This window comes from Lysobacter sp. Soil_C_59, assembly GCF_057656415.1.
In genome coordinates this window covers 18,434-38,396 of sequence record NZ_JBDGKK010000011.1, presented here as the reverse complement: position 1 = coordinate 38,396, position 19,963 = coordinate 18,434, and the positions used below count along the sequence as shown (strand labels likewise).

At 68.9% G+C, this 19,963-nt stretch carries 13 protein-coding genes; 6 read left to right on the top strand and 7 right to left on the bottom strand.

What is annotated here, in order from left to right:
- Positions 1 to 26: 26 nt before the first annotated feature.
- The gene (locus AC3A3Q_RS16745) at positions 27 to 3,902 is read left to right on the top strand and encodes a YhdP family protein (protein ID WP_487587308.1); all 3,876 of its coding nucleotides are present in this window, start codon (positions 27 to 29) and stop codon (positions 3,900 to 3,902) included.
- A 131-nt stretch (positions 3,903 to 4,033) separates the two neighbouring features.
- Positions 4,034 to 5,476: a metalloprotease TldD gene (gene tldD / locus AC3A3Q_RS16740; protein ID WP_487587307.1), complete on the top strand. Its 1,443-nt coding sequence runs from the start codon at positions 4,034 to 4,036 to the stop codon at positions 5,474 to 5,476.
- Positions 5,477 to 5,631: 155 nt separating this feature from the next.
- Here tldD and yjgA read toward each other — a convergent pair whose 3' ends face one another.
- Entirely contained in the window at positions 5,632 to 6,189 is a 558-nt protein-coding gene (gene yjgA / locus AC3A3Q_RS16735) for a ribosome biogenesis factor YjgA (protein WP_487587306.1), read from the bottom strand.
- 75 nt (positions 6,190 to 6,264) lie between these two features.
- Here yjgA and pmbA point away from each other — a divergent pair, with 75 nt between their 5' ends.
- Together pmbA and AC3A3Q_RS16725 are read left to right on the top strand one after the other, a co-directional pair.
- Positions 6,265 to 7,641, top strand: a complete 1,377-nt coding sequence (pmbA, locus tag AC3A3Q_RS16730; protein ID WP_487587305.1) for a metalloprotease PmbA — start codon at positions 6,265 to 6,267, stop codon at positions 7,639 to 7,641.
- Positions 7,642 to 7,716: 75 nt separating this feature from the next.
- Positions 7,717 to 8,160: a DUF4870 domain-containing protein gene (locus tag AC3A3Q_RS16725; RefSeq protein WP_487587304.1), complete on the top strand. Its 444-nt coding sequence runs from the start codon at positions 7,717 to 7,719 to the stop codon at positions 8,158 to 8,160.
- Positions 8,161 to 8,213: 53 nt separating this feature from the next.
- Here the strand turns inward: AC3A3Q_RS16725 and AC3A3Q_RS16720 are convergent, their stop codons facing one another.
- The 3 genes from AC3A3Q_RS16720 to tilS all read right to left on the bottom strand — a co-directional run bounded on the left by AC3A3Q_RS16720 (position 8,214) and on the right by tilS (position 10,766).
- The gene (locus AC3A3Q_RS16720) at positions 8,214 to 9,089 is read right to left on the bottom strand and encodes a polyprenyl synthetase family protein (RefSeq protein ID WP_487587303.1); all 876 of its coding nucleotides are present in this window, start codon (positions 9,087 to 9,089) and stop codon (positions 8,214 to 8,216) included.
- Positions 9,082 to 9,381 carry an exodeoxyribonuclease VII small subunit gene (locus tag AC3A3Q_RS16715; RefSeq protein WP_487587302.1) on the bottom strand — a complete coding sequence of 100 codons (300 nt, stop codon included), beginning with the start codon at positions 9,379 to 9,381 and terminating at the stop codon, positions 9,082 to 9,084. Before AC3A3Q_RS16715 ends, AC3A3Q_RS16720 begins: the two co-directional genes overlap by 8 nt.
- A gap of 89 nt (positions 9,382 to 9,470) precedes the next feature.
- Positions 9,471 to 10,766 carry a tRNA lysidine(34) synthetase TilS gene (gene tilS, locus AC3A3Q_RS16710; RefSeq protein ID WP_487587301.1) on the bottom strand — a complete coding sequence of 432 codons (1,296 nt, stop codon included), beginning with the start codon at positions 10,764 to 10,766 and terminating at the stop codon, positions 9,471 to 9,473.
- Positions 10,767 to 10,883: 117 nt separating this feature from the next.
- On the opposite strand from tilS, the gene AC3A3Q_RS16705 reads away from it, so the two are divergent.
- Positions 10,884 to 11,945 (top strand): NADH:flavin oxidoreductase/NADH oxidase, encoded by a 1,062-nt coding sequence (locus AC3A3Q_RS16705; protein WP_487587300.1) that lies wholly within the window; start codon positions 10,884 to 10,886, stop codon positions 11,943 to 11,945.
- An 85-nt stretch (positions 11,946 to 12,030) separates the two neighbouring features.
- On the opposite strand, the gene AC3A3Q_RS16700 is transcribed toward AC3A3Q_RS16705, so the two are convergent.
- Positions 12,031 to 12,324, bottom strand: a complete 294-nt coding sequence (locus AC3A3Q_RS16700) for a hypothetical protein (protein WP_487587299.1) — start codon at positions 12,322 to 12,324, stop codon at positions 12,031 to 12,033.
- A gap of 107 nt (positions 12,325 to 12,431) precedes the next feature.
- The gene (locus AC3A3Q_RS16695; protein ID WP_200606050.1) at positions 12,432 to 13,391 is read right to left on the bottom strand and encodes an acetyl-CoA carboxylase carboxyltransferase subunit alpha; all 960 of its coding nucleotides are present in this window, start codon (positions 13,389 to 13,391) and stop codon (positions 12,432 to 12,434) included.
- Between the two features lie 235 nt (positions 13,392 to 13,626).
- On the opposite strand from AC3A3Q_RS16695, the gene AC3A3Q_RS16690 reads away from it, so the two are divergent.
- On the top strand, positions 13,627 to 16,086 hold the full coding sequence (locus tag AC3A3Q_RS16690; protein ID WP_487587298.1) for a glycoside hydrolase family 31 protein: 2,460 nt from the start codon (positions 13,627 to 13,629) through the stop codon (positions 16,084 to 16,086).
- Positions 16,087 to 16,213: 127 nt separating this feature from the next.
- Here the strand turns inward: AC3A3Q_RS16690 and dnaE are convergent, their stop codons facing one another.
- A complete protein-coding gene (gene dnaE, locus AC3A3Q_RS16685) occupies positions 16,214 to 19,741 on the bottom strand; it encodes a DNA polymerase III subunit alpha (protein ID WP_487587297.1) in 3,528 nt (1,175 codons plus the stop codon).
- Between the last annotated feature and the right edge of the window lie 222 nt (positions 19,742 to 19,963).

Genomic DNA, 19,963 nt, shown 5'->3' with positions numbered 1-19,963 from the left:
TTCCGACCGGGCCAGGCTGACGCACGATGCCCACCCCCATGCGCCGCCGTCTGCGCATCGCCCGTCGCGGCCTGGTCTACACCACCGCGCTGGTGCTGGTGCTGATCGCACTGGTGCTGGCGATCGCCAGCCAGTTGCTGCCGCTGGCAGAGAGCAACCCCAAGCGCGTGGCGGCATGGCTGTCCGAGCGTGCCGGCCGGCCGGTGTCGTTTGACAAGGTCGAAACCGACTGGACCCGACGAGGGCCATTGCTGCGACTGGACAACCTGCGCGTCGGCGCGGGTGACCAGGCCTTCACCGTCGGCGACACCGAGATGCTGGTGTCGGTCTACGCCGGCCTGCTTCCCGGCCATGCGTTCTCGGAACTGCGCCTGCGTGACCTCGACCTGACCCTGGAGCGCAGCGACGACGCGCGCTGGAAAGTGCGCGGCCTGCCGGGCCAGGAACAGCCTGCACGCGATCCGCTGTCGGCGCTGGAAGGCCTGGGCGAGCTGCAGGTGATCGGTGGCAAGCTGACGATCATGGCGCCGCAGCTGGGCATCGACGCGCGCATTCCGCGCATCGACCTGCGCCTGCGCGTCGACGGCCCGCGCGTGCGCGCTGGCGTGCGCGCCTGGCCGAGCGTGGGTGTGGCGGGCGCGCCGATGTCGCCGCTGGACGCCGTGTTCGACTTCGACCGCAAGCAGGGCGACGGTCGGGCCTATCTGGGCACGCGTCGCGCCGACCTGGCTGCCTGGGGGCCGCTGCTGCAACTGGCAGGCGTGGGCAGCGAGTCGGGGCAGGGGCGCGCCGAAGCGTGGGCGCAGTTGCGCGGACATCGCATCACCGAAGTCATCGTCGACGCGGCGCTGGACCGTGTCGGACTGCGTGGCGCGGCACTGGCCAACGGCTCGGTGCCGCGCGTGCTTTTCCCGCGTATCGAGACGCGGGCGCGCTGGCGCGTGGTAGATGGCGGCTGGCGCGCAGACGCGCCGAAGCTGCGCATCGACAGTGCCGGTCATGCGCAAAAGCTCGACGGCCTGGCCGTAGCCGGTGGTGCCCGTTATGCGATGGTCGCCGATCGCATCGACGCCGGCCCGCTGCTCGCTGCCGCCGCGCTCAGCGACCGCCTCGAACCGGGGCTTCGCCAGTGGCTGTACAACACCACGCCGCAGGTTTCGCTGCAGCGCATCGAAGTGGCTGGTGTGCGTGGCGGGCCGATGCGCACGCATGCGCGCATCGCCGCGTTCGGATTCAAGGCGGCCGGCAACGCGCCGGGCCTGAGCGGACTGGCCGGCGAGTTCGACGGCGATGCCGATGGCTTCAGTTTCGTGCTCGACCCGAAGTCGCCGATGGTGTTCGACTGGCCGCGCGGATTTGGTGTTGCCCACACCGCTTCGCTGCAGGGCCTGGTCAGCGGCTGGCGCGAGGGCGCCGGCTGGCGCATCGGCACGCCGTCGCTTGCGATCAAGGGCGAAGACTTTGGCGTGAAGGCGCGCGGTGGTCTGTGGTGGCAGGGCGATGGCTCGCGTCCCTGGATCGACATCGCCGCCGACATCGACCCGACCCAGGTGCCGGCGGCCAAGGGTTTCTGGATCCACCACAAGATGTCGCCGCGCCTGATCGGCTGGCTCGACTCCGCGCTGGTCGGCGGCCAGCTGCGCAACGGCCATGCGGTTGTCTCCGGCGACCTGGATGATTGGCCGTTCCGCGACCGCAACGGTCGTTTCGAGGCGGTGGCGCAGCTGGAAGATGCCGTGGTCAAGTTCCAGCCCAGCTGGCCGGCGGTGGAAGGTCTCAATGCCAATGTCGCCTTCATTGCCGACGGCTTCACGATCGACGGCCGCGGCAAACTGGCCGGCGTCGATATCGACCAGGTGCGCGCAGGCATCGACCACTACGGTGGCGGCGCGCTGACGATCAATGCCCAGGGTGGCGCCGACGCCACGCAACTGGTGGAACTGCTGCGCAACAGCCCGCTGCAACAGGACCATGCCGATACCTTGAACAACGTTGTCGCAAGCGGCGCGGCGCGGGTCGCCTTCGACATGAAGATGCCGCTGGTGCCAAATGCCAAAACGGTGATCGGCGGTACGGTCGAACTCAAGGACGCCAAGCTCGCCGACCCGCGCTGGAAGCTGGCCTTCGACGAGGTCAACGGCCGCGCCGAATACGCGAACGGCGGTTTCGGCGCCAAGGACCTGCGCGTTCGCCACGATGGACAGCCCGGACGCCTGACCCTGCTCGCGGGCGACCAGTACGTCACCGACAAATCGCACATGTTCGAAGCCGGCCTCGATGCCGACATGACCATCGCCAGCCTGCTCGACCGCGCGCCGGAGATGGCCTGGCTGAAGCCTTACGTCGACGGTCGTTCGCGCTGGACGGTGGGCATCGACATCGCCAAGGCGGCGAAGGGGCGCGCCGCGCCGACGACGCTGCAGCTGCGGTCCGACCTCGTCGGCACCGCGCTCAACCTGCCGGCACCGCTGCGCAAGCCGGCCAGCGATGCGCTTGCCGCGACCATCAATGCGCCGCTGCCGATGGGCAGCGACGACATCCGCGTCAGCCTTGGCAACCTGATCGCCGTGCGCGCGCGCAGCCGCGAAGTCGCACCCGGAAAGTCGCAGACCGGCGTGCGCATCGCCCTGGGCAGCACGAGCGTCGATGAAGCACCTCCCGCACAAGGCCTGGTGGCCACGGGTCGCGCGCCGGTGCTCGATGCCATCGACTGGGTGGCCATGATGTATGGCGGCAGCGGCGGCGGACTGGCATTGCAGCGCATCGACGTGACCGCGCAACGGCTCAACCTCGTCGGCGGTGCGTTCGCCGATACGCATCTGGTGGTGGTGCCGGCGGCACAAGGTGCCACTGCGGTGCAGGTCGAAGGCGCGGCGCTGCAAGGCGCCGTGCTGATTCCGGCGGGCGAGGGCGCTCCGATCGCGGGACGCTTCGAACGCGTGTACTGGCGTGCACCGAAACCGGCAGGTGGAGCGGCTGCGGCAGCCGCCGCTGCTGCACCGCCCACGGCCGCGCCCGCCACACCGGCGGCAGCCGGCAACGACGGCTTCAATCCGGCGAAGATTCCGGCGCTGACCATCGACATCGCCGACCTGCGCGTGGCCGATGCGCGCCTGGGTGAAGCCAACGTGCGCACGCGCCCGACCAGCACCGGCATGCGCTTCGAACAGCTGCGCATGCGCAGCCCTGGCCAGAACCTCGACGTCAGCGGCGACTGGAACGGCCGCGGCGCCGCCGCGCGCACGCAGATGGACGTCAAGATCGACAGCAAGGATCTCGGCGCACTGCTGGGCGGCTTCGGCATGAGCCAGCAGCTCGCGGGTGGTGTCGGCACGATGCATTTTGCCGCCGGATGGAACGGCGGTCCCGCCGATTTCAACCTGGCCACGCTGGAAGGCTCGCTGGACGCCGACATCCGCGACGGGCGCCTGCTCGAAGTCGAGCCCGGCGCCGGCCGCGTGCTGGGGCTGCTCAGCCTGGCGCAATTGCCGCGCCGCCTGATGCTGGACTTCCGCGATTTCTTCTCCAAGGGCTTCGCCTTCAATCGCGCCGGCGGCAAGGTGCGCTTCAACGCGGGCACGGCCCACAGCGACGCCATCTCCATCGACGGCCCGGCCGCGCAGATCAGCATCAGCGGCAGCGCCAACCTGCGTGCGCAGAGCTTCGACCAGACCATCGAAGTGCGGCCCAAGGCGGGCAACCTGCTGACCGTGGCCGGCGCGATCGCCGCAGGCCCCGTCGGCGCGGCGATCGGTGCCGCCGCCAACGCCGTGCTGCAGAAGCCGCTGGGCCAGATGGCCTCGCGCACGTACCGCGTCACCGGGCCCTGGAAAGAGCCCAAGGTCGAGGTGGTCGGCAGCGAGCAGGGCAGGGCCCAGACCACGGTGCCGCCCGCGCGTTGAACCGGTGAGGGGCTTGAGCCCCTCATGCGGGTCTCCCGTCGGCTCGCGCCTTGGAAGCCGGCCACTTCGCCCGCATCTAGTCCAGCGTATAACCTCCCCGATAGCCCCAAGCCCCAGAGCCTCCCGACCCGATGACCCTGCCCATCCAGATCGCCGAATCCCGCCTGCTGCTGCCCGCCGGGCTCGATGCCGGCGGCCTTGAACGCACGTTCGGCACTCTGCTCGGACCGGGCGTGGACTTTGGCGACCTGTATTTCCAGCACGCCCGTCGCGAGAGCTGGACGGTCGAGGACGGCATCGTCAAGGACGGTGCGCATTCGATCGAGCAGGGCGTGGGCGTGCGCGCGATCAGCGGCGAGAAGACCGGATTCGCCTATTCCGACGAGATCAACACGCAGGCGCTGCTGGCCGCTTCGAAGTCGGCCCGCGCAATCGCGCGAGACGGCTCCACGCAGTCACCGCACGCGCTGGTGCGCGGCGGTGGCCGCGAACTCTACGTGCCAGAAGATCCGATCGACGGTTACGCCAACGAAGCCAAGGTCGAAGCGCTGCGCCGCATCGACCGCATGCTTCGTGCCGCCGACCCGCGCGTGCAGCAGGTGATGGTGAGCCTGTCCGGTGGCGTCGACACGATCCTGGTCGCGCGCAGCGACGGCGTGCTCGCCGCCGACGTGCGCCCGCTGGTGCGCCTCAACGTGCAGGTGATCGTCGAGCAAAACGGCCGTCGCGAAAGCGGCTATGCCGGCGGTGGCGGTCGCTACAGCTACGCCGAGCTGCTCGACGGCGACAAGCCCGAGCACCTCGCACGCGAAGCGCTGCGCCAGGCGCTGGTGAACCTGGAAGCGATCGATGCGCCGGCCGGCATCATGCCGGTGGTGCTCGGCAGTGGCTGGCCGGGCGTGCTGCTGCACGAAGCCGTCGGCCACGGCCTGGAAGGCGACTTCAACCGCAAGGGCACCTCGACCTACGCCGGCCGCATGGGCCAGCGCGTCGCCTCGCCGGGCGTCACCATCGTCGACGACGGCACGCTGCCGGGCCGGCGCGGTTCGCTCAATGTCGACGACGAAGGCACGCCGACCAACTGCACCACGCTGATCGAGGACGGTGTCCTGGTCGGCTACATGCAGGACACGCTCAACGCGCGCCTGATGGGCATGGCACCGACCGGCAATGGCCGTCGCGAATCGTTCGCGCACCTGCCGATGCCGCGCATGACCAACACCTACATGCTGGCCGGCCAGCACGATCCGGAAGAGATGATCCGCTCGGTCAAGAAGGGCCTGTACGCGGTCAATTTCGGCGGCGGCCAGGTCGACATCACCAGCGGCAAGTACGTGTTCTCGGCCACCGAGGCGTACCTGATCGAGGACGGAAAGATCACCGCGCCGGTGAAGGGCGCCACGCTGATCGGCAACGGCCCGGAAACCATGCAGCGGGTGAAGATGATCGGCCACGACCTGGCGCTGGATGAAGGCGTGGGCGTGTGCGGCAAGGACGGCCAGAGCGTGCCGGTCGGCGTCGGCCAGCCGTCGCTGCTGATCGACCAACTGACGGTGGGTGGCACGCAGGCGTGATGACAGCGCGCTTGCTCAACTCAGCCGTTCGTCCTGAGCGTAGCGCAGCGGAGTCGAAGGACATCAGCGCCGACCGCGTATTGCTGCCACGGCGACCCTTCGACTTCGCGGCTGCGCCGCTACGCTCAGGGCGAACGGTGAAAGAGAGGCTGCGGTTATTCGACGTCGCCGGACTCGTCATCGCCCGCATCGCCACCACCCACGATCAGCCCGCGCAGCTCGCGGTACAGCTCGCGGAACGAATGCGGCGGCTTGTTGCGGTTGCGCTCGTCGATGGTGTTGCGCACCAGCTGGCGCAGGCGCTGGCGGTCGGCCGTCGGGTATTCGTCGAGCAGTTGCGCCAGGGCCGGGTCGCCGTCGGCGATCAGGCGCTCGCGCCAGGCTTCGACACGGTGCATGGCCGCGACTTCGCGCCGCGCCGCTTCGCCGTCCTCGTCGAGCGCATCGCGCAGCGCGTTGAGGACGTCGTCGTCTTCGCGTCGCATCTGCTTGGCCAGAAACGCCAGCTGGCGCTTGTGGGCGATGTTGGCGGTGATGCGCTTGCACTCGCGGATGTGCGGCAGCAGCGAGTCGGGCACCGGCAGCTTGGCCAGCTGCGCCTCGGTCAGCGCCACCAGCTTCTCGCCCAGGGCCAGCACCTCAAGCGCCTCGCGCCGGTTCTGGCTGCGGCTGGGGCTGAGGAACTCGCCGGTTTCTTCGTCTCTACCACGCATGACACTTCTTCCTGAATTTCGATAATCGGTTCCCGGGCCCAAGCCCGCGGAACGGCAGGCACCAAGGATAAGCCATTGAACGAACTGACTCCCCAATACGCCGCCTCCCTGGGTGACAGCCATGCCCGCCTGGAGTCCCTGGCGGAGGTGTCGCAGCGCCTGCTGGAGCGCTGCCGTGCCGCCGGCGCCACCCAGGCCGAGGTCTCGTGCTCGGAGGAATCCGGGCTCAATGTGAACGTCCGCATGGGCGAGGTCGAGACGGTCGAGTCGACCCGCGACCGCGGCATCGCCGTCACCGTCTACTTCGGCCAGCGCAAGGGCAGCGCCAGCACCGCCGACCTGCGCGAGGAGAGCCTGGGCGCCACCGTCGAGCAGGCCTGCGCGATCGCCCTGCACACCGAGCACGATGCCGCCGCCGGCCTGGCCGAGGCCGGGTTGATGGCGCGCGACCTGCGTGAGTTCGATTCCTGGCACCCGTGGGTGATCGACGCCGACCGCGCGATCGACCTGGCGCTGGCCTGCGAGCAGGCCGGCCGCGAGTCGGATGCGCGCATCGAGAACTCCGATGGTGCTTCGGTCGGTACCGGCGAGAGCATCAGCGTCTACGCCAATTCGCACGGTTTCATCGGCCGCGAACGCAGCACCCAGCACAGCCTCGGCTGCGCCCTGATCGCTGGCCGCGGCGACGCGATGCAGCGCGATGGCTGGTACAGCATCGGCCTGTCCGCCGACGACCTCGAGTCGGCCGCGACGATCGGCCGCAAGGCCGCGCAGCGCGCCGCTTCGCGCCTGCAGCCGCGGCAGATTGCCACCGGCGAATACCCGGTGCTGTTCGCCGCCGAGATGTCGCGTTCGCTGATCGGCCACCTGCTCGGCGCCGTCTCCGGCGGTGCGCTGTACCGTCGCGCCAGCTTCCTGGTCGATTCGGCCGGCACGCAGTTGTTCCCCGACTGGTTCGCCATCGACGAGTTGCCGTTCCTGCAACGCGGTTTCCGCTCCAGTTCGTTCGACGCCGAAGGCGTGGCCACGCGTGAAGCGCCGCTGGTGAAGGGCGGCGTGCTGCAGCGTTACATCCTGGGCAGTTACTCCGCGCGCAAGCTTGGCCTGCAGACCACTGCCAATGCCGGCGGCGTGCACAACCTGCAGGTCGAGGCCAATGCCGGCGACTTCGAGGCGATGCTGGCCGGGATGGGGCGCGGCCTGCTGGTCACCGAGCTGATGGGGCAGGGCGTCAATACCGTCACCGGCGACTACTCGCGCGGCGCGGCCGGCTTCTGGATCGAGAACGGGCAGATCCAGTACCCCGTCGACGGCATCACCGTGGCGGGCAACCTGAAGTCGATGTTCGCCGCGATCGAGGCGGTCGGCAGCGACGTCGACCCGCGTTCGCACCTGCGCACCGGCTCGATCCTGGTCGGGCGGATGACGGTTGCAGGCGAGACGGTCGAGTGAGGCGGCCGGCGCGCGCTTGACCAGGCCGGGTCGCGAGTGGAAAGTGACCCTCAACAGTCAAGGGAGCAGGCCGCAATGAGCGAGAACCCGAACAACCCGGGCCCCTATGCCCCCCCGCCGCCGCCGCCGGAAGGCAACCTCACCGGCATCTCGGCGGAGCAGCGCCAGTGGGCGATGTTCGCGCACCTGTCGGCGATCGCCGGTGCGGTGCTGACCTCCGGAATCGGTGGCTGGGGCACGTTCCTCGGCCCGCTGATCATCTGGCTGCTGAAGAAGGACACCATGCCCTTCGTCGAGGACCAGGCCAAGGAAGCGCTGAACTACAACATCACCGTGGCGATCGTGTTCTTCGCGCTGTGGGTGCTGGTGTTCATCACCCTGGGCATCGGCTTCCTGATCGCGATCCCGGCGTGGGTCGTCATCGGCGTGGCCTGGCTGGTGTTCACCATCATTGCCGCGGTGAAGTCGAACGAAGGCGTTGCCTACCGCTATCCGTTCACGCTGCGACTGGTGAAGTGACCCTGTCGCCCTGAACACGGTGAGGAACTGCTGCGAAGCAGTTCCTCACTCGGTCAACGATCGCGCTCGATCGCCAGTCGGCCCAATGCGGCCAGCGCGTCGGCTCGCGCGCCGAACGACACCAGTTCGGCCGTCATCACCGCACTCAATTCCTGCAACCTTGCACGCGACGCGTCCAGGCCGATCAGTGCCGGGAACGTCGCCTTGTCCTGCGCCACGTCCTTGCCAGCGGTCTTGCCCAGGGTGGCGCTGTCGCCCTCGATGTCGAGGATGTCGTCGCGCACCTGGAACGCCAGGCCGAGGGCATCGGCGTAGCGGTCGAGGCTGTCGAGCTCGGCCGCCGATGCGCCACCGCACAGCGCACCCATGCGTACCGCGGCGCGGATCAGTGCGCCGGTCTTCAGTGCGTGCAGGCGTTCGAGATCGTTGACCGACAGGCTCGCGCCGTTGCCGGTCGCTGCCAGGTCGAGCGCCTGGCCGCCGCACATGCCGGCGGCACCGGACGCCGTGGCCAGCGTGCGCAGCAGTTCAACCCGGATCTCCGCGGACACCGGCGCGGCAGCCAGCACTTCGAAGGCCTGCGATTGCAGCGCATCGCCGGCGAGGATCGCCGTGGCCTCGTCGAAGGCGACGTGCACGGTCGGCTGGCCGCGACGCAGGGCGTCGTCGTCCATCGCCGGCAGGTCGTCATGCACGAGCGAATAGGCGTGGATCAGTTCGACCGCCACGGCCGGTGCGTCCAGCGCATCGGCATTGGCGCCGAGCGCGGCACCGCTGGCGTACACCAGCAGCGGGCGCATGCGCTTGCCGCCGAGCAGCACGGCGTGGCGCATGGCGGCATGCAGCCGCTGCGGTGGCAGTGAGGGGTCGGGCAGGGCTCGCGTGAGCGCGGCGTCGGCGCGCTCGCGCCAGCCGGTCAGGTCAGTCATCGCTTGCGCTGGACAACGTGGGCGCCTGCGGCGACAGGGCGGCGAACGGCTCGGCGGCGGCCGGGTTCTGCGGATCGCTGAGCAGGCGCACGCGCAGTTCGGCCTGCTCGAGCGCGCTCTGGCAGCGACGATAGAGGCCCACGCCACGTTCGTACGCGGCCAGGGAGTCTTCCAGGCTCATCTCGCCGTGTTCCATCTTTTCGACGAGTTGTTCGAGCGCATCGAGCGACTGCTCGAAATCGCTCACGGGCGAGGCGGACGTTGCGGCTTCGTTGGCAGTTTTTCGCGACATGGGCGAAGTTTGCGACCCGGCCCGGCGGGGGTCAATTGCCGCAGCCGGGCAACGTGCCATGCGGCGCGGTTCCGCCGCCCCGGGCGGAGTCAGGTGTCTTCCCACACCAGTCGCGCCCCGCGCTGGCGCAACCAGGCATCGAACGACGCCGAATAGGCCAGGTCGGCGATGGCGAGCAACTGGCCGGAGGCGTCGCTCAGCAGCGGCAGGCGCTCGCGCTGCCACGGCGGAACGCCCAGATCCTGCAGCAGGTGCTTGACGCTGTGCGAGTGGCTGCGGCCGGGCAGGACGAAGCGTTCGCCACCGTGGCGGGCGTGCACGACGACCTGCGCGTCGAACCAGGCCGCGCCTTCGAGCCTTAGCTGCCCGCCGTGCGGCAAGGCCAGCGGTGCCTGGCCATTCCATTCGCTGCGCCAGTCCGTCGGAATCGACGGCCGGATGAGGTCGGCATGCAGCAGGTCGCGCCAGCTGCGCACTGTCGCGTCGCGCCAGGCGAACAGCGCCTGCGCGTCGTCGGCGGCGGCGAGCAGGTCGGACTCGATGCGGGCGACGCCATTGGCAGGGAGGGCGGGCAGTCCAAGCCTGGCGATCCAGCGGCGCAGCACGCGTGCCCGCCGCGTCGCCGGCATCGCCAGCAGGCGCTTGCGCGACAGGCAGTGCGGATCCGCGGTCGCGGCGTCGGCCAGCGCCTGTGCATCGCCGACATCAAGCAACTCGCCGGCCTGCGCCGCCAGACCTGCCGACTGCGCCAGTGCCGAATCGGCATGCGGCCAGCGCTGGCGCAGCAGCGGCATCACGCGCTGGCGCAGGAAGTTGCGGTCGAACGTCGTCTCGCTGTTGCTGGGATCGTCGATCCAGTCCAGCGCATGCGTCCGTGCGTAAGCGAGCAGGTCGTCGCGGCCATGCTCGAGCAGTGGCCGCCACAGCCGACCGTGGCCGAACTCGCGCCAGCGCCGCATCGCCGACAGTCCGTCGCTGCCGGAGCCGCGCAGTGCCCGCAGCAGCCAGGTCTCGGCCTGGTCGTCGCGGTGGTGTGCCAGCGCGAGCACTTCACCATCGATGAGTGCTTCGGCGAAGGCGCCGTGGCGCGCCGCGCGGGCGGCCGCCTCCGGGCCATCGCCGGCGGGGACAACGCTGACACGCACCACCGTCAGCGGTACGTCCAGCGTTGCGCAGATCCGTGTGCAGTGTTCCGCCCAGGCATCGGCCTGCGGGTGCAGGCCGTGGTGCACGTGCAGTGCGCGCAGCGGTGACGGGCCGGCCGTGGTCGCCAGCAGATGCAGGAGCACGCTGGAATCCAGGCCGCCGCTGTAGGCCACGCACACGGGTCCCGCGGGGCGGTCGTGGAGGGCAGCGTGCAAGGTGGGCAGGGCGTCTGGCGGCATTCGCCGATGGTGCCACGGCATTGGAATGCAGCAACCCATCGTTGGTGCTGTGTTGGCGTCGCCGCGGACGCACCATTTACCACGTGCCCGCACTGCACCCTTCATGGAGAGACGGCCTTGGCCCGCTTATTCGACCCCTTCGAGCAACGTTCGCTGACCCTGCGCAACCGCCTGGTGGTGGCGCCGATGTGCCAGTACTCGGCGGTCGACGGCGTCCCCAACGACTGGCACCTGGTGCATCTGGGCAGCCGTGCTGTCGGCGGCGCGGGCGCGATCATCGCCGAGGCCAGCGCGGTGTCGGCCGAAGGCCGCATTTCGCCGGCCGACACCGGCATCTGGAACGACCGCCAGGCCGAGGCCTGGGCGCGCATCGCCCGCTTCATGTCCTGCCAGGGTGCGGTGCCCGGCATCCAGCTGTCCCACGCCGGACGCAAGGCCAGCGTGGCACCGCCGTGGCTGGGCGGCATCAGCGTGTCGCAGGCCGATGGCGGCTGGACGCCGGTGGCGCCGTCGGCGCTGCCCTTCAGCGAGACCTCGCCGATGCCGCGTGCGATCGACGAGGCGCAGCTGAGGAACCTCGTCGATGATTTCGCCGCGGCCGCATGGCGCGCCCATGCCGCCGGCTTCCGCCTGATCGAGTTGCACGCCGCGCATGGGTACCTGCTGCACCAGTTCCTCTCGCCGCTGTCGAACCGGCGCGACGATGCCTACGGCGGAAGCTTCGAGAACCGCACGCGATTGCTGCTGGAAGTGCTCGATGCGGTGCGCAAGGTGTGGCCGGAGCGCCTGCCGATATGGCTGCGCGTTTCCGCCACCGACTGGACCGACGGCGGCTGGGACATCGAGCAGAGCATCGAGCTGGCGCGGCTGGTGTCGACGCGCGGGGTGGATCTGATCGACGTGTCCAGCGGCGGTCTGGTGCATGGCGCGAAGATTCCGTTGCAGCCGGGCTACCAGGTGCCGTTCTCCGCGCGCATCCGCCGCGAAGCCGGCATCGCCACCGGCGCAGTGGGCCTGATCACCGAGCCCGGCCACGCCGAGTCGGTGATCGAAAATGGCGACGCCGATGTCGTGCTGCTGGCGCGCGAACTGCTGCGAGATCCCTACTTCCCGCGCAGGGCAGCGCGCGAACTGGAAGCCGAACTGCACGCGCCGGATCAATACCTGCGCGCGTGGTAACCAAACTGTAGGAGCGAGCTTGCTCGCGAACAGGCGCAACTGCAGTCCCACCGCCTGATCGCGAGCAAGCTCGCTCCAACCAATTTCAGCGCGTCTCGATCTCGATGCCGCCGACGAAGCGCGCGGCGACGTTGTAGATCCACGCGTACAGCGCGCCGGCAATGAAGCCGATCACGCCGTAGAAGATCGGCAGGACAACGATCGCCAGGGCCCCCAGGCCGGCAACCCAGGCCAGGCCGGGATCGGCCTGTGCCGCTTCCCTCATGCCGCCGACCGAGAACGACAGGAACATCAGCACGCCGGCGATCAGGCCGAACACGGCCGAGATGATGGCGAAGATCTTGGCGACCGACATCACGCGGACGCGGGTGATGACCATGGCAGCGCTCCCGCCCGGCGGCATGCCGGGCCCGGGCGCGAGTAATACCGGCCGCTGGGCGGTGCCGGTGTGAAGACGTCGTCCCGATGAAGGGACGACGACAGACCTCAGGCGGCTTCGTATGCGCCGTAGCTGCGCAGGCGACGGTAGCGACGGTCGAGCAGATCCTCGACCGGCAGTGCCTCGAGCGCATCGAGCTCGTTGAGCAGCACGGCCTTCAGGCGCGTGGCCATCTGGCGCGGATTGCGGTGGGCGCCGCCGATCGGCTCGCGCACCAGCTTGTCGACCAGGCCCAGGCCGAGCAGGCGCTTGGCGGTCAGGCCGAGTTGCTCGGCGGCGTCCTTGGCCTTGTCGGCCGACTTCCACAGGATCGAGGCGCAGCCTTCCGGCGAGATCACCGAGTACGTGCTGTATTCGAGCATCAGCGTGCGGTCGCCGACGCCGATCGCCAGCGCGCCGCCGGAGCCGCCTTCGCCGATCACGGTGCAGATCACCGGCACCTTCAGCTCGCTCATCTCCAGCAGGTTGCGGGCGATCGCCTCGGACTGGCCGCGCTCTTCGGCGCCGACGCCCGGATAGGCACCCGGGGTGTCGATGAAGGTCAGGATCGGCAGGCGGAAGCGTTCGGCCAGCTTCATCAGGCGCAGCGCCTTGCGGTAGCCCTCCGGACGCGGCATGCCGAAGTTGCGCTTGATCTTGCTCTTGGTATCGCGGCCCTTCTGGTGGCCGATGATCACCACGCTGCGGCCATTGATGCGGCCCAGGCCACCGACGATGGCGGCGTCGTCGGCGTAGGCGCGGTCGCCGGCGAGTTCCTGGAACTCGTCGCAGATGATGCGGATGTAATCGTTGGTGTACGGGCGCGCCGGATGACGGGCCAGCTGCGACACCTGCCATGGGGTCAGGTCGCGGAAGATCTGGGCGGTGCGGATGCGCAGCTTGTCCTGCAGCGCATGTACTTCGGCATCCACGTCCACGGCCGGCGCATTGCTGGCGTGGCGCAGTTCCTGGATCTTGGCTTCCAGGTCGGCGATGGGCTGCTCGAAATCGAGGTAATTCGGGTTCATGCGGGGGCCGTTGGCCGGAAAGCCGACAGTCTAGCCGAGGGAGGGCGACCGTACCGAGACGTGTGGCCAGCGCCGACCGGCCGGCCAATGCCGCCCAACCCCATCGATCACCGCCGATCGGCGTCAAACGCCAATGAAGTCGTATTCATCGCCTGCCGGCGCCGGGCCGGTGCGGGCACGTGCTTGAATCGCTCATGCCGCGCTGGAGCGGGAGGGGCGAGTCTTGGGAGCCGTGATGAAGGGACGTGGGTGGGCTGCGGTGGCGGCGTTGGCGAGCATGTTCTCCGGCATCACGCCGGTGGCCGCCCAGGGCTGGCGGCATGTCGGCGCGGTCGACCGGGTCGAGGTCCAGGCCAAGGGTGCCGAGGTTGCTTCCGGCCCGGCGCGGGTGCGCGTGACGGTGATCGGCGAGGGCGTGTATCGCGTCACCCTGGCGCCCGCCGGTCGCTTCGATGAGCCGGCGTCGTGGGCGGTCGTGCCGGGCGCGGCGCCGGCCAGGGTCGACGTCGTCGATGCGGCCGATGGGGTGAGGATCACTTCGGGCGACGTGGTCGCCGTGATCCGCAAGCAACCGCTGCGGGTGGAATTTGCCGATCGCAATGGCCAGGTCCTGCTGGCCGACTCCGCGCAGATGCCGATGGCCTGGTCCGACAGCCCGCACGGACCGCGCGTGCGCAACTGGAAGGAGCTGCCGGCCGATGCGCATTTCTACGGCCTGGGCGACAAAGCCGGTCCGATCGACCGTCGTGGTCGCGCCTTCACGATGTGGAACTCCGACGCCTATGGATGGCAGGGCGCCAGCGACCCGTTGTACAAGTCGATCCCGTTCTTCATCGGCCTTCGCGCCGGCACCGCGTACGGACTGTTCTTCGACAACACCTCGCGCAGCAGCTTCGACTTCGGCAAGGAGTCGGAGGAGTACTTCTCGTTCGGCGCCGAAGGCGGCGCGCTGGACTACTACTTCATCGCCGGCCCGCAGCCGGCGCGCGTTCTGGAGCGCTACACCGCGCTGACCGGTCGGACGCCGCTGCCGCCGATGTGGGCGCTGGGTTTCCAGCAGTCGCGCTACAGCTACAACCCGGAGAGCAAGGTCCGCGAGATCGCCTCGCAGCTGCGAGAGCACCGCATTCCCAGCGACGCGATCTACCTCGACATCGACTACCAGCAGGGCTACGCGCCGTTCACCGTCGACCGCAAGCAGTTCCCGCACTTCGAGCAGATGATCGCCGACTTGCGTGCGCAGGGACTGCGCACGGTGCTGATCACCGACCTGCACATCAAGCACGCACCGGGCACGGGCTACGCGCCGTTCGACTCGGGCATGGCCGCCGATGCCTTCATCCGCAACCCGGACGGTTCGCTGTACATCGGACCGGTGTGGCCGGGCGACGCGGTGTTCCCGGACTTCACTTTGACGCGCGTGCGCGACTGGTGGGGCGGCCTGTACCGCGAGTTCAGCGCGATGGGCGCGGCCGGCTACTGGAACGACATGAACGAGCCGTCGGTGTTCAACGTGCCCGGCAACACGATGTCGCCGGATGCCGTGCATCGCATGGACGACGGCAGCCAGCGCGACCACCGCGCCATCCACAACGTCTACGGCATGCTCAATGCACGCGCGACCTACGAGGGCCTGTTGAAGCTGCAGCCGGAGCAGCGTCCGTTCGTGCTCACCCGAGCCGCCTACGCCGGCACCCAGCGCTATGCCGCGACCTGGACCGGCGACAACAGCGCCACCTGGCATCACCTCGCGCAGAGCACGCCGAACCTGCTGAGCCTGGGCCTGTCGGGCATGGCGCTGGCCGGCGACGATGTCGGCGGTTTCATCGGTTCGCCGCCGCCGGATCTGCTGACGCGCTGGTTCCAGCTCGGCGCGTTCAATCCGGTGTTCCGCAACCACGCCGCGACGGACACGCGTCCGCACGAGGCCTGGGTCGACGGGCCGCAGCACGAGGCGCTGCGTCGCGAGGCGATCGAGCTGCGCTACAAGCTGATGCCGTACCTCTACACGGTGGCCGAAGAGAACGCGCGCACCGGGCTGCCGATCATGCGGCCGGTGTTCCTGCTGTACCCGCAGGCGCTGGCGTTCTACGGCAACGACCGCGACTTCCTGTTCGGCCCGGACCTGTTCGTGGCGCCGGTGAGCGACGAGCGGCTGGATGCGCACCAGATCGTGCTGCCGCCGGGCGAGTGGTATGCGTTCGGCACTTCGCAGCGCCAGGTCGCGCAGAAGGATCCGATCAAGCTCGATCCGCGACCGGCGACGGTGCCGTTTTACGCGCGCGCCGGAGCAATCGTGCCGATGCAGGCGGTGGTGCAGCACACGGGCGAGAAGCCGGCTGGGCCGTTGCAACTGCAGGTGTATCTGCCGAATGCCGGCGGCGAGTGCGGCGGGTCGCTGTACCAGGACGATGGCGAGAGCCAGGCCTACAAGGACGGGGCGCTGCTGCGTGTTGCGTATGCGTGTGACGTGTCCAGGCGCGGGGCGACGGTGACGTCGCACGTCGTGCACGACGGGTTCGCACCGTGGTGGGGCGATGTCGAGGTGACGGTGTATGGGGTGGGGCGGAAGCCTTCGTCGCTGCGGGTGGATGGCAGGTCGGTTGACGACTGGAGCTACGACATTGCCAGGCAGGCGGTCGTCATGTTGGTGCGGGATGGGCGGCGCGATTGGCGGGTGCAGTTGGCCTACTGACGCCCGTCCCCTCTCCCTGGCCGCTTTGCGGCCTGTCCCTCTCCCACAAGGGGAGAGGGTTTGACGCACTTCCTTTTCCCCTCGTGGGAGAAGGTGCCCGAAGGGCGGAAGAGGGGGCGCTCTTGCCCTAGTTGCCCCAGGGCTTCGCCAGCGTCACCTTCACCGCCCGCACCCCCGGCGTCGCCCGCAGCTTCGACGCCAGCTCCGCATCGATCCGCACCGACTGCGTGCCATTGAGGTCGAGCATGCCCGCGCTGCCCTTCCGCACCAGGAGATCCAGGCGAATGGGCGTAGAGCCCGGGCGATTGCCCGCCAGCACCGTATCCACCCGCTGCCAAGTGCCAGGCTCGCGCAGGTCCAGCCGCAACGACAAGCGCTGCGCATTGCGCGTGCACACCTGCTCGTAATCCCAGCAGCGCACTGCACGCAACGCGAAGCCGCCGCTGAAGGTGTCCTCGCGCAGGTTGCCCTGGATCACCAGCAACCGGTCGCGCACCAGCAACTGCGCGAACTCGCTGTAGGTCTCGTTGAAGAAGGCGCATTCGATGCGGCCGCGGCCGTCCTCGATCTGCACGAACATCTGGCTGTCGCCCTTCTTGCGCAGGCCGACGACCTGGCCGGCGACGACCGTCTCCACTTCCTGGCGCCAGCTGCCGCGCGCCGGTTCGGGGCGGTTCTCCCAGATCTTCTCCAGCCCGGCGAGATCGTTGCCGATCAGCGCGCGGACTTCCTCGCGATACGGATCGAACGGGTGGCCGCTGAGGTAATGCCCGAGCGTGTCGCGTTCGCCGTTGAGGATCTGCGTCAGCGGCCACTCGTCGGTCTCGGGCAGGTCGATGTGCAGCGCAGGCGCGGCCGTGTCGAAGCCGCCGAACAGCGAGACCTGTCCGGCCTCGCGCTCGCGCGCCAGCTGGTCGGTGGCCTTGAGCACTTCCGGCAGCTGCAGCATCAGGCTCGCGCGATTCTTGCCGAGCTTGTCGAGCGCGCCGGCCTGGGTCAGTGCCTCCAGTGCGCGGCGGTTGAGCTTGCCGCTGTCGACGCGCTTGGCGAAATCGAGCAGGTCGGCGAACGGACCGGCGCGGCGCGCTTCCACGATCGCCTCGCAGGCGCCGCGGCCGACGCCCTTCACCGCGCCGATGCCGTAGCGGATCGTGGTCGCGTCCTTGGCCTCGAACATGTACGCCGATTCGTCGACGTCCGGGCGCAGCACCGTCAGTCCCATCACCCGGCATTCGTCGAGGAAGGAGGTGACCTTGTCGGTGTTGTCCATGTCCGAGGACAGCACCGCGGCCATGAACTCCGACGGGTAGTGCACCTTCAGCCAGGCGGTCTGGTAGGCGACCAGCGCATAGGCGGCCGAGTGCGACTTGTTGAAGCCGTACTCGGCGAACTTTTCCATCAAGTCGAAGATCGGGCTGGCCTGGCGCGCGGCAATGCCACGCTCGGCGCAGCCGGCCTCGAACTTGGCGCGCTCCTTGGCCATCTCCTCGGGCTTCTTCTTGCCCATCGCGCGACGCAGCATGTCGGCGCCGCCGAGCGTGTAGCCCGCCAGCACCTGGGCGATCTGCATCACCTGTTCCTGGTACACGATGACGCCGTAGGTTGGCGACAGCACCGGTTCCAGCGAGTCGTGCGGGTAGGAGACTTCGGTGTTGCCGTGCTTGCGGTCGACCCATTCGCGGTCCATTCCCGAGCCCAGCGGGCCGGGGCGGAACAACGCGGCCAGCGCGATGATGTCCTCGAAGGTATCGGGGCGCGCGCGCTTGAGCAGCTCGCGCATGCCGCGTGATTCGAACTGGAACACCGCGACCGTGTCGCCGCGCGCGAACAGCTCGTAGCTGGCCTTGTCGTCGAGCGGAAGCGTGGCGATGTCGAGGGCCGGCTCGCCTGCGGCGGCGCGGCGCTTGTTGATCGCCTTCACCGCCCAGTCGATGATCGTCAGCGTGCGCAGGCCGAGGAAGTCGAACTTGACCAGGCCGACGGCTTCGACGTCGTCCTTGTCGAACTGCGTGACCGGGCTCTTGCCGCGACCCTCGCCGTCGTGTTCGGCGAACAGCGGGCAGAAGTCGCTCAGCGGGCTCGGCGCGATCACCACGCCGCCGGCGTGCTTGCCGGCGTTGCGGGTGAGGTCCTCAAGGCTGCGCGCCAGGTCGAGCAGGTCGCGCACGTCCTCTTCGGCGTGGTAGCGCTGGATCAGCTCGGGCGAGGCGAGATTGTTGTCGGACCTGGCCGCTTCCGATTCGCCCAGCGCATCGTCAAGCGAGATGCCGAGCGTGTTCGGGATGAGCTTGGCGATGCCGTCGACGAAGCCGTACGGATGGCCGAGCACGCGTCCGCTGTCGCGCACCACGGCCTTGGCCGCCATGGTGCCGTAGGTGATGATCTGGCTGACGCGGTCGCGGCCGTACTTGCGCGCGACGTAGTCGATGACCTCGTCGCGACGGTCCATGCAGAAGTCGATGTCGAAGTCGGGCATCGACACGCGTTCTGGATTTAGGAACCGCTCGAACAGCAGGTCGTAGGGCAGGGGATCGAGATCGGTGATGCCCAGTGCCCACGCCACCAGCGAACCGGCACCGGAACCGCGGCCCGGACCGACCGGAATGTCGTGGTCCTTGGCCCAGTTGATGAAGTCGGCCACGATCAGGAAGTAGCCCGGGAACCCCATCTTGATGATGACGTCGAGCTCGATCTCCAGGCGCGCGTCGTACTCCTCGCGCGTCTTGCCGGGAGCGAGCGGCGCCTTCTCCAGGCGCTTGTCCAGGCCCTCGCGCGCGCTGTTGCGCAGCCACGATTCGATGGTGTGCTCGCTCGGTACCGGGAACGCCGGCAGCGCATATTCGCCGAGCTTCATCTCGACGTTGCAGCGCGTGGCCAGCGAGACGGCGTTGTCGATCGCGTCGGGGATGTCGGCGAACAGCGCCGCCATTTCCTGCGACGACTTGAGGTACTGCTCTTCGGTGTAGTCCTTCGGGCGCTTGGGGTCGTCGAGGACACGGCCGGAGGCGATGCACACGCGTGCTTCATGCGCCTCGAAACCGTCACGGTCGAGGAAGCGCACGTCGTTGCTGGCAATGACCGGGATGCCGCGCGTGGAGGCGGCATGCAGGGCGAACGAATTGAACGCGTCCTCCCCGTCGCGACCGGTGCGGGTCAGCTCCAGGTGCAGGCGTTCGCCGAAAGAACCACGCCAGTCGGCCAGCCAGGCCTCGGCCAGTTCGTGGCGACCGCCGACGGCCATGCGTCCGGCCAGGCTGTTGCGGCCCACCAGGGCGAACAGGCCGGCGTTGTCCTCGCGTAGCCACTCCGGGCGCAGGGCGACGCCGTCGGTGCGGTGTCCTTCCATCCAGGCGCGGCTGAGCAGGCGCGATAGCGTCAGGTAGCCGTTGCGGTCCCGGCACAGCAGGGTCATGTGCGAGGCGGTTTCGTTGCCGTCGGCCAGGCCGACGTCGGCGCCGATGATCGGCTTGATGCCGGCGCCTTCGGCCGCCTTGTAGAACTTGACCGTGGCAAACAGGTTGTCCAGGTCGGTCAGCGCGACCGCCGGCTGCGACAGCGCCACGCAGCGTTTGACCATCTCGCCGATGCGGATCGTCGAGTCGGCGAGGGAGTACTCGCTGTGCAGGTGGAGATGAACGAAACGGGGTGCTGTCATGCTGTCCTGGACGTCGGGCGGCTCGGTCGAACCACGACCGGCGCGGCACAGGCCAGCCTATCAGTCCGGCCGGCGCGTACAAGCCTTGACAGGAGCGAAGGCGGGAATCGGGAATAGGGAATAGGGAACGTGGGGTTCAGAGGGGCCATGGCACGGCTCGGTGGGCGGGTGCGTCACCGAAGTTCTGTGCGTCGAATCGGCCACACGCAACCGTTCCCTATT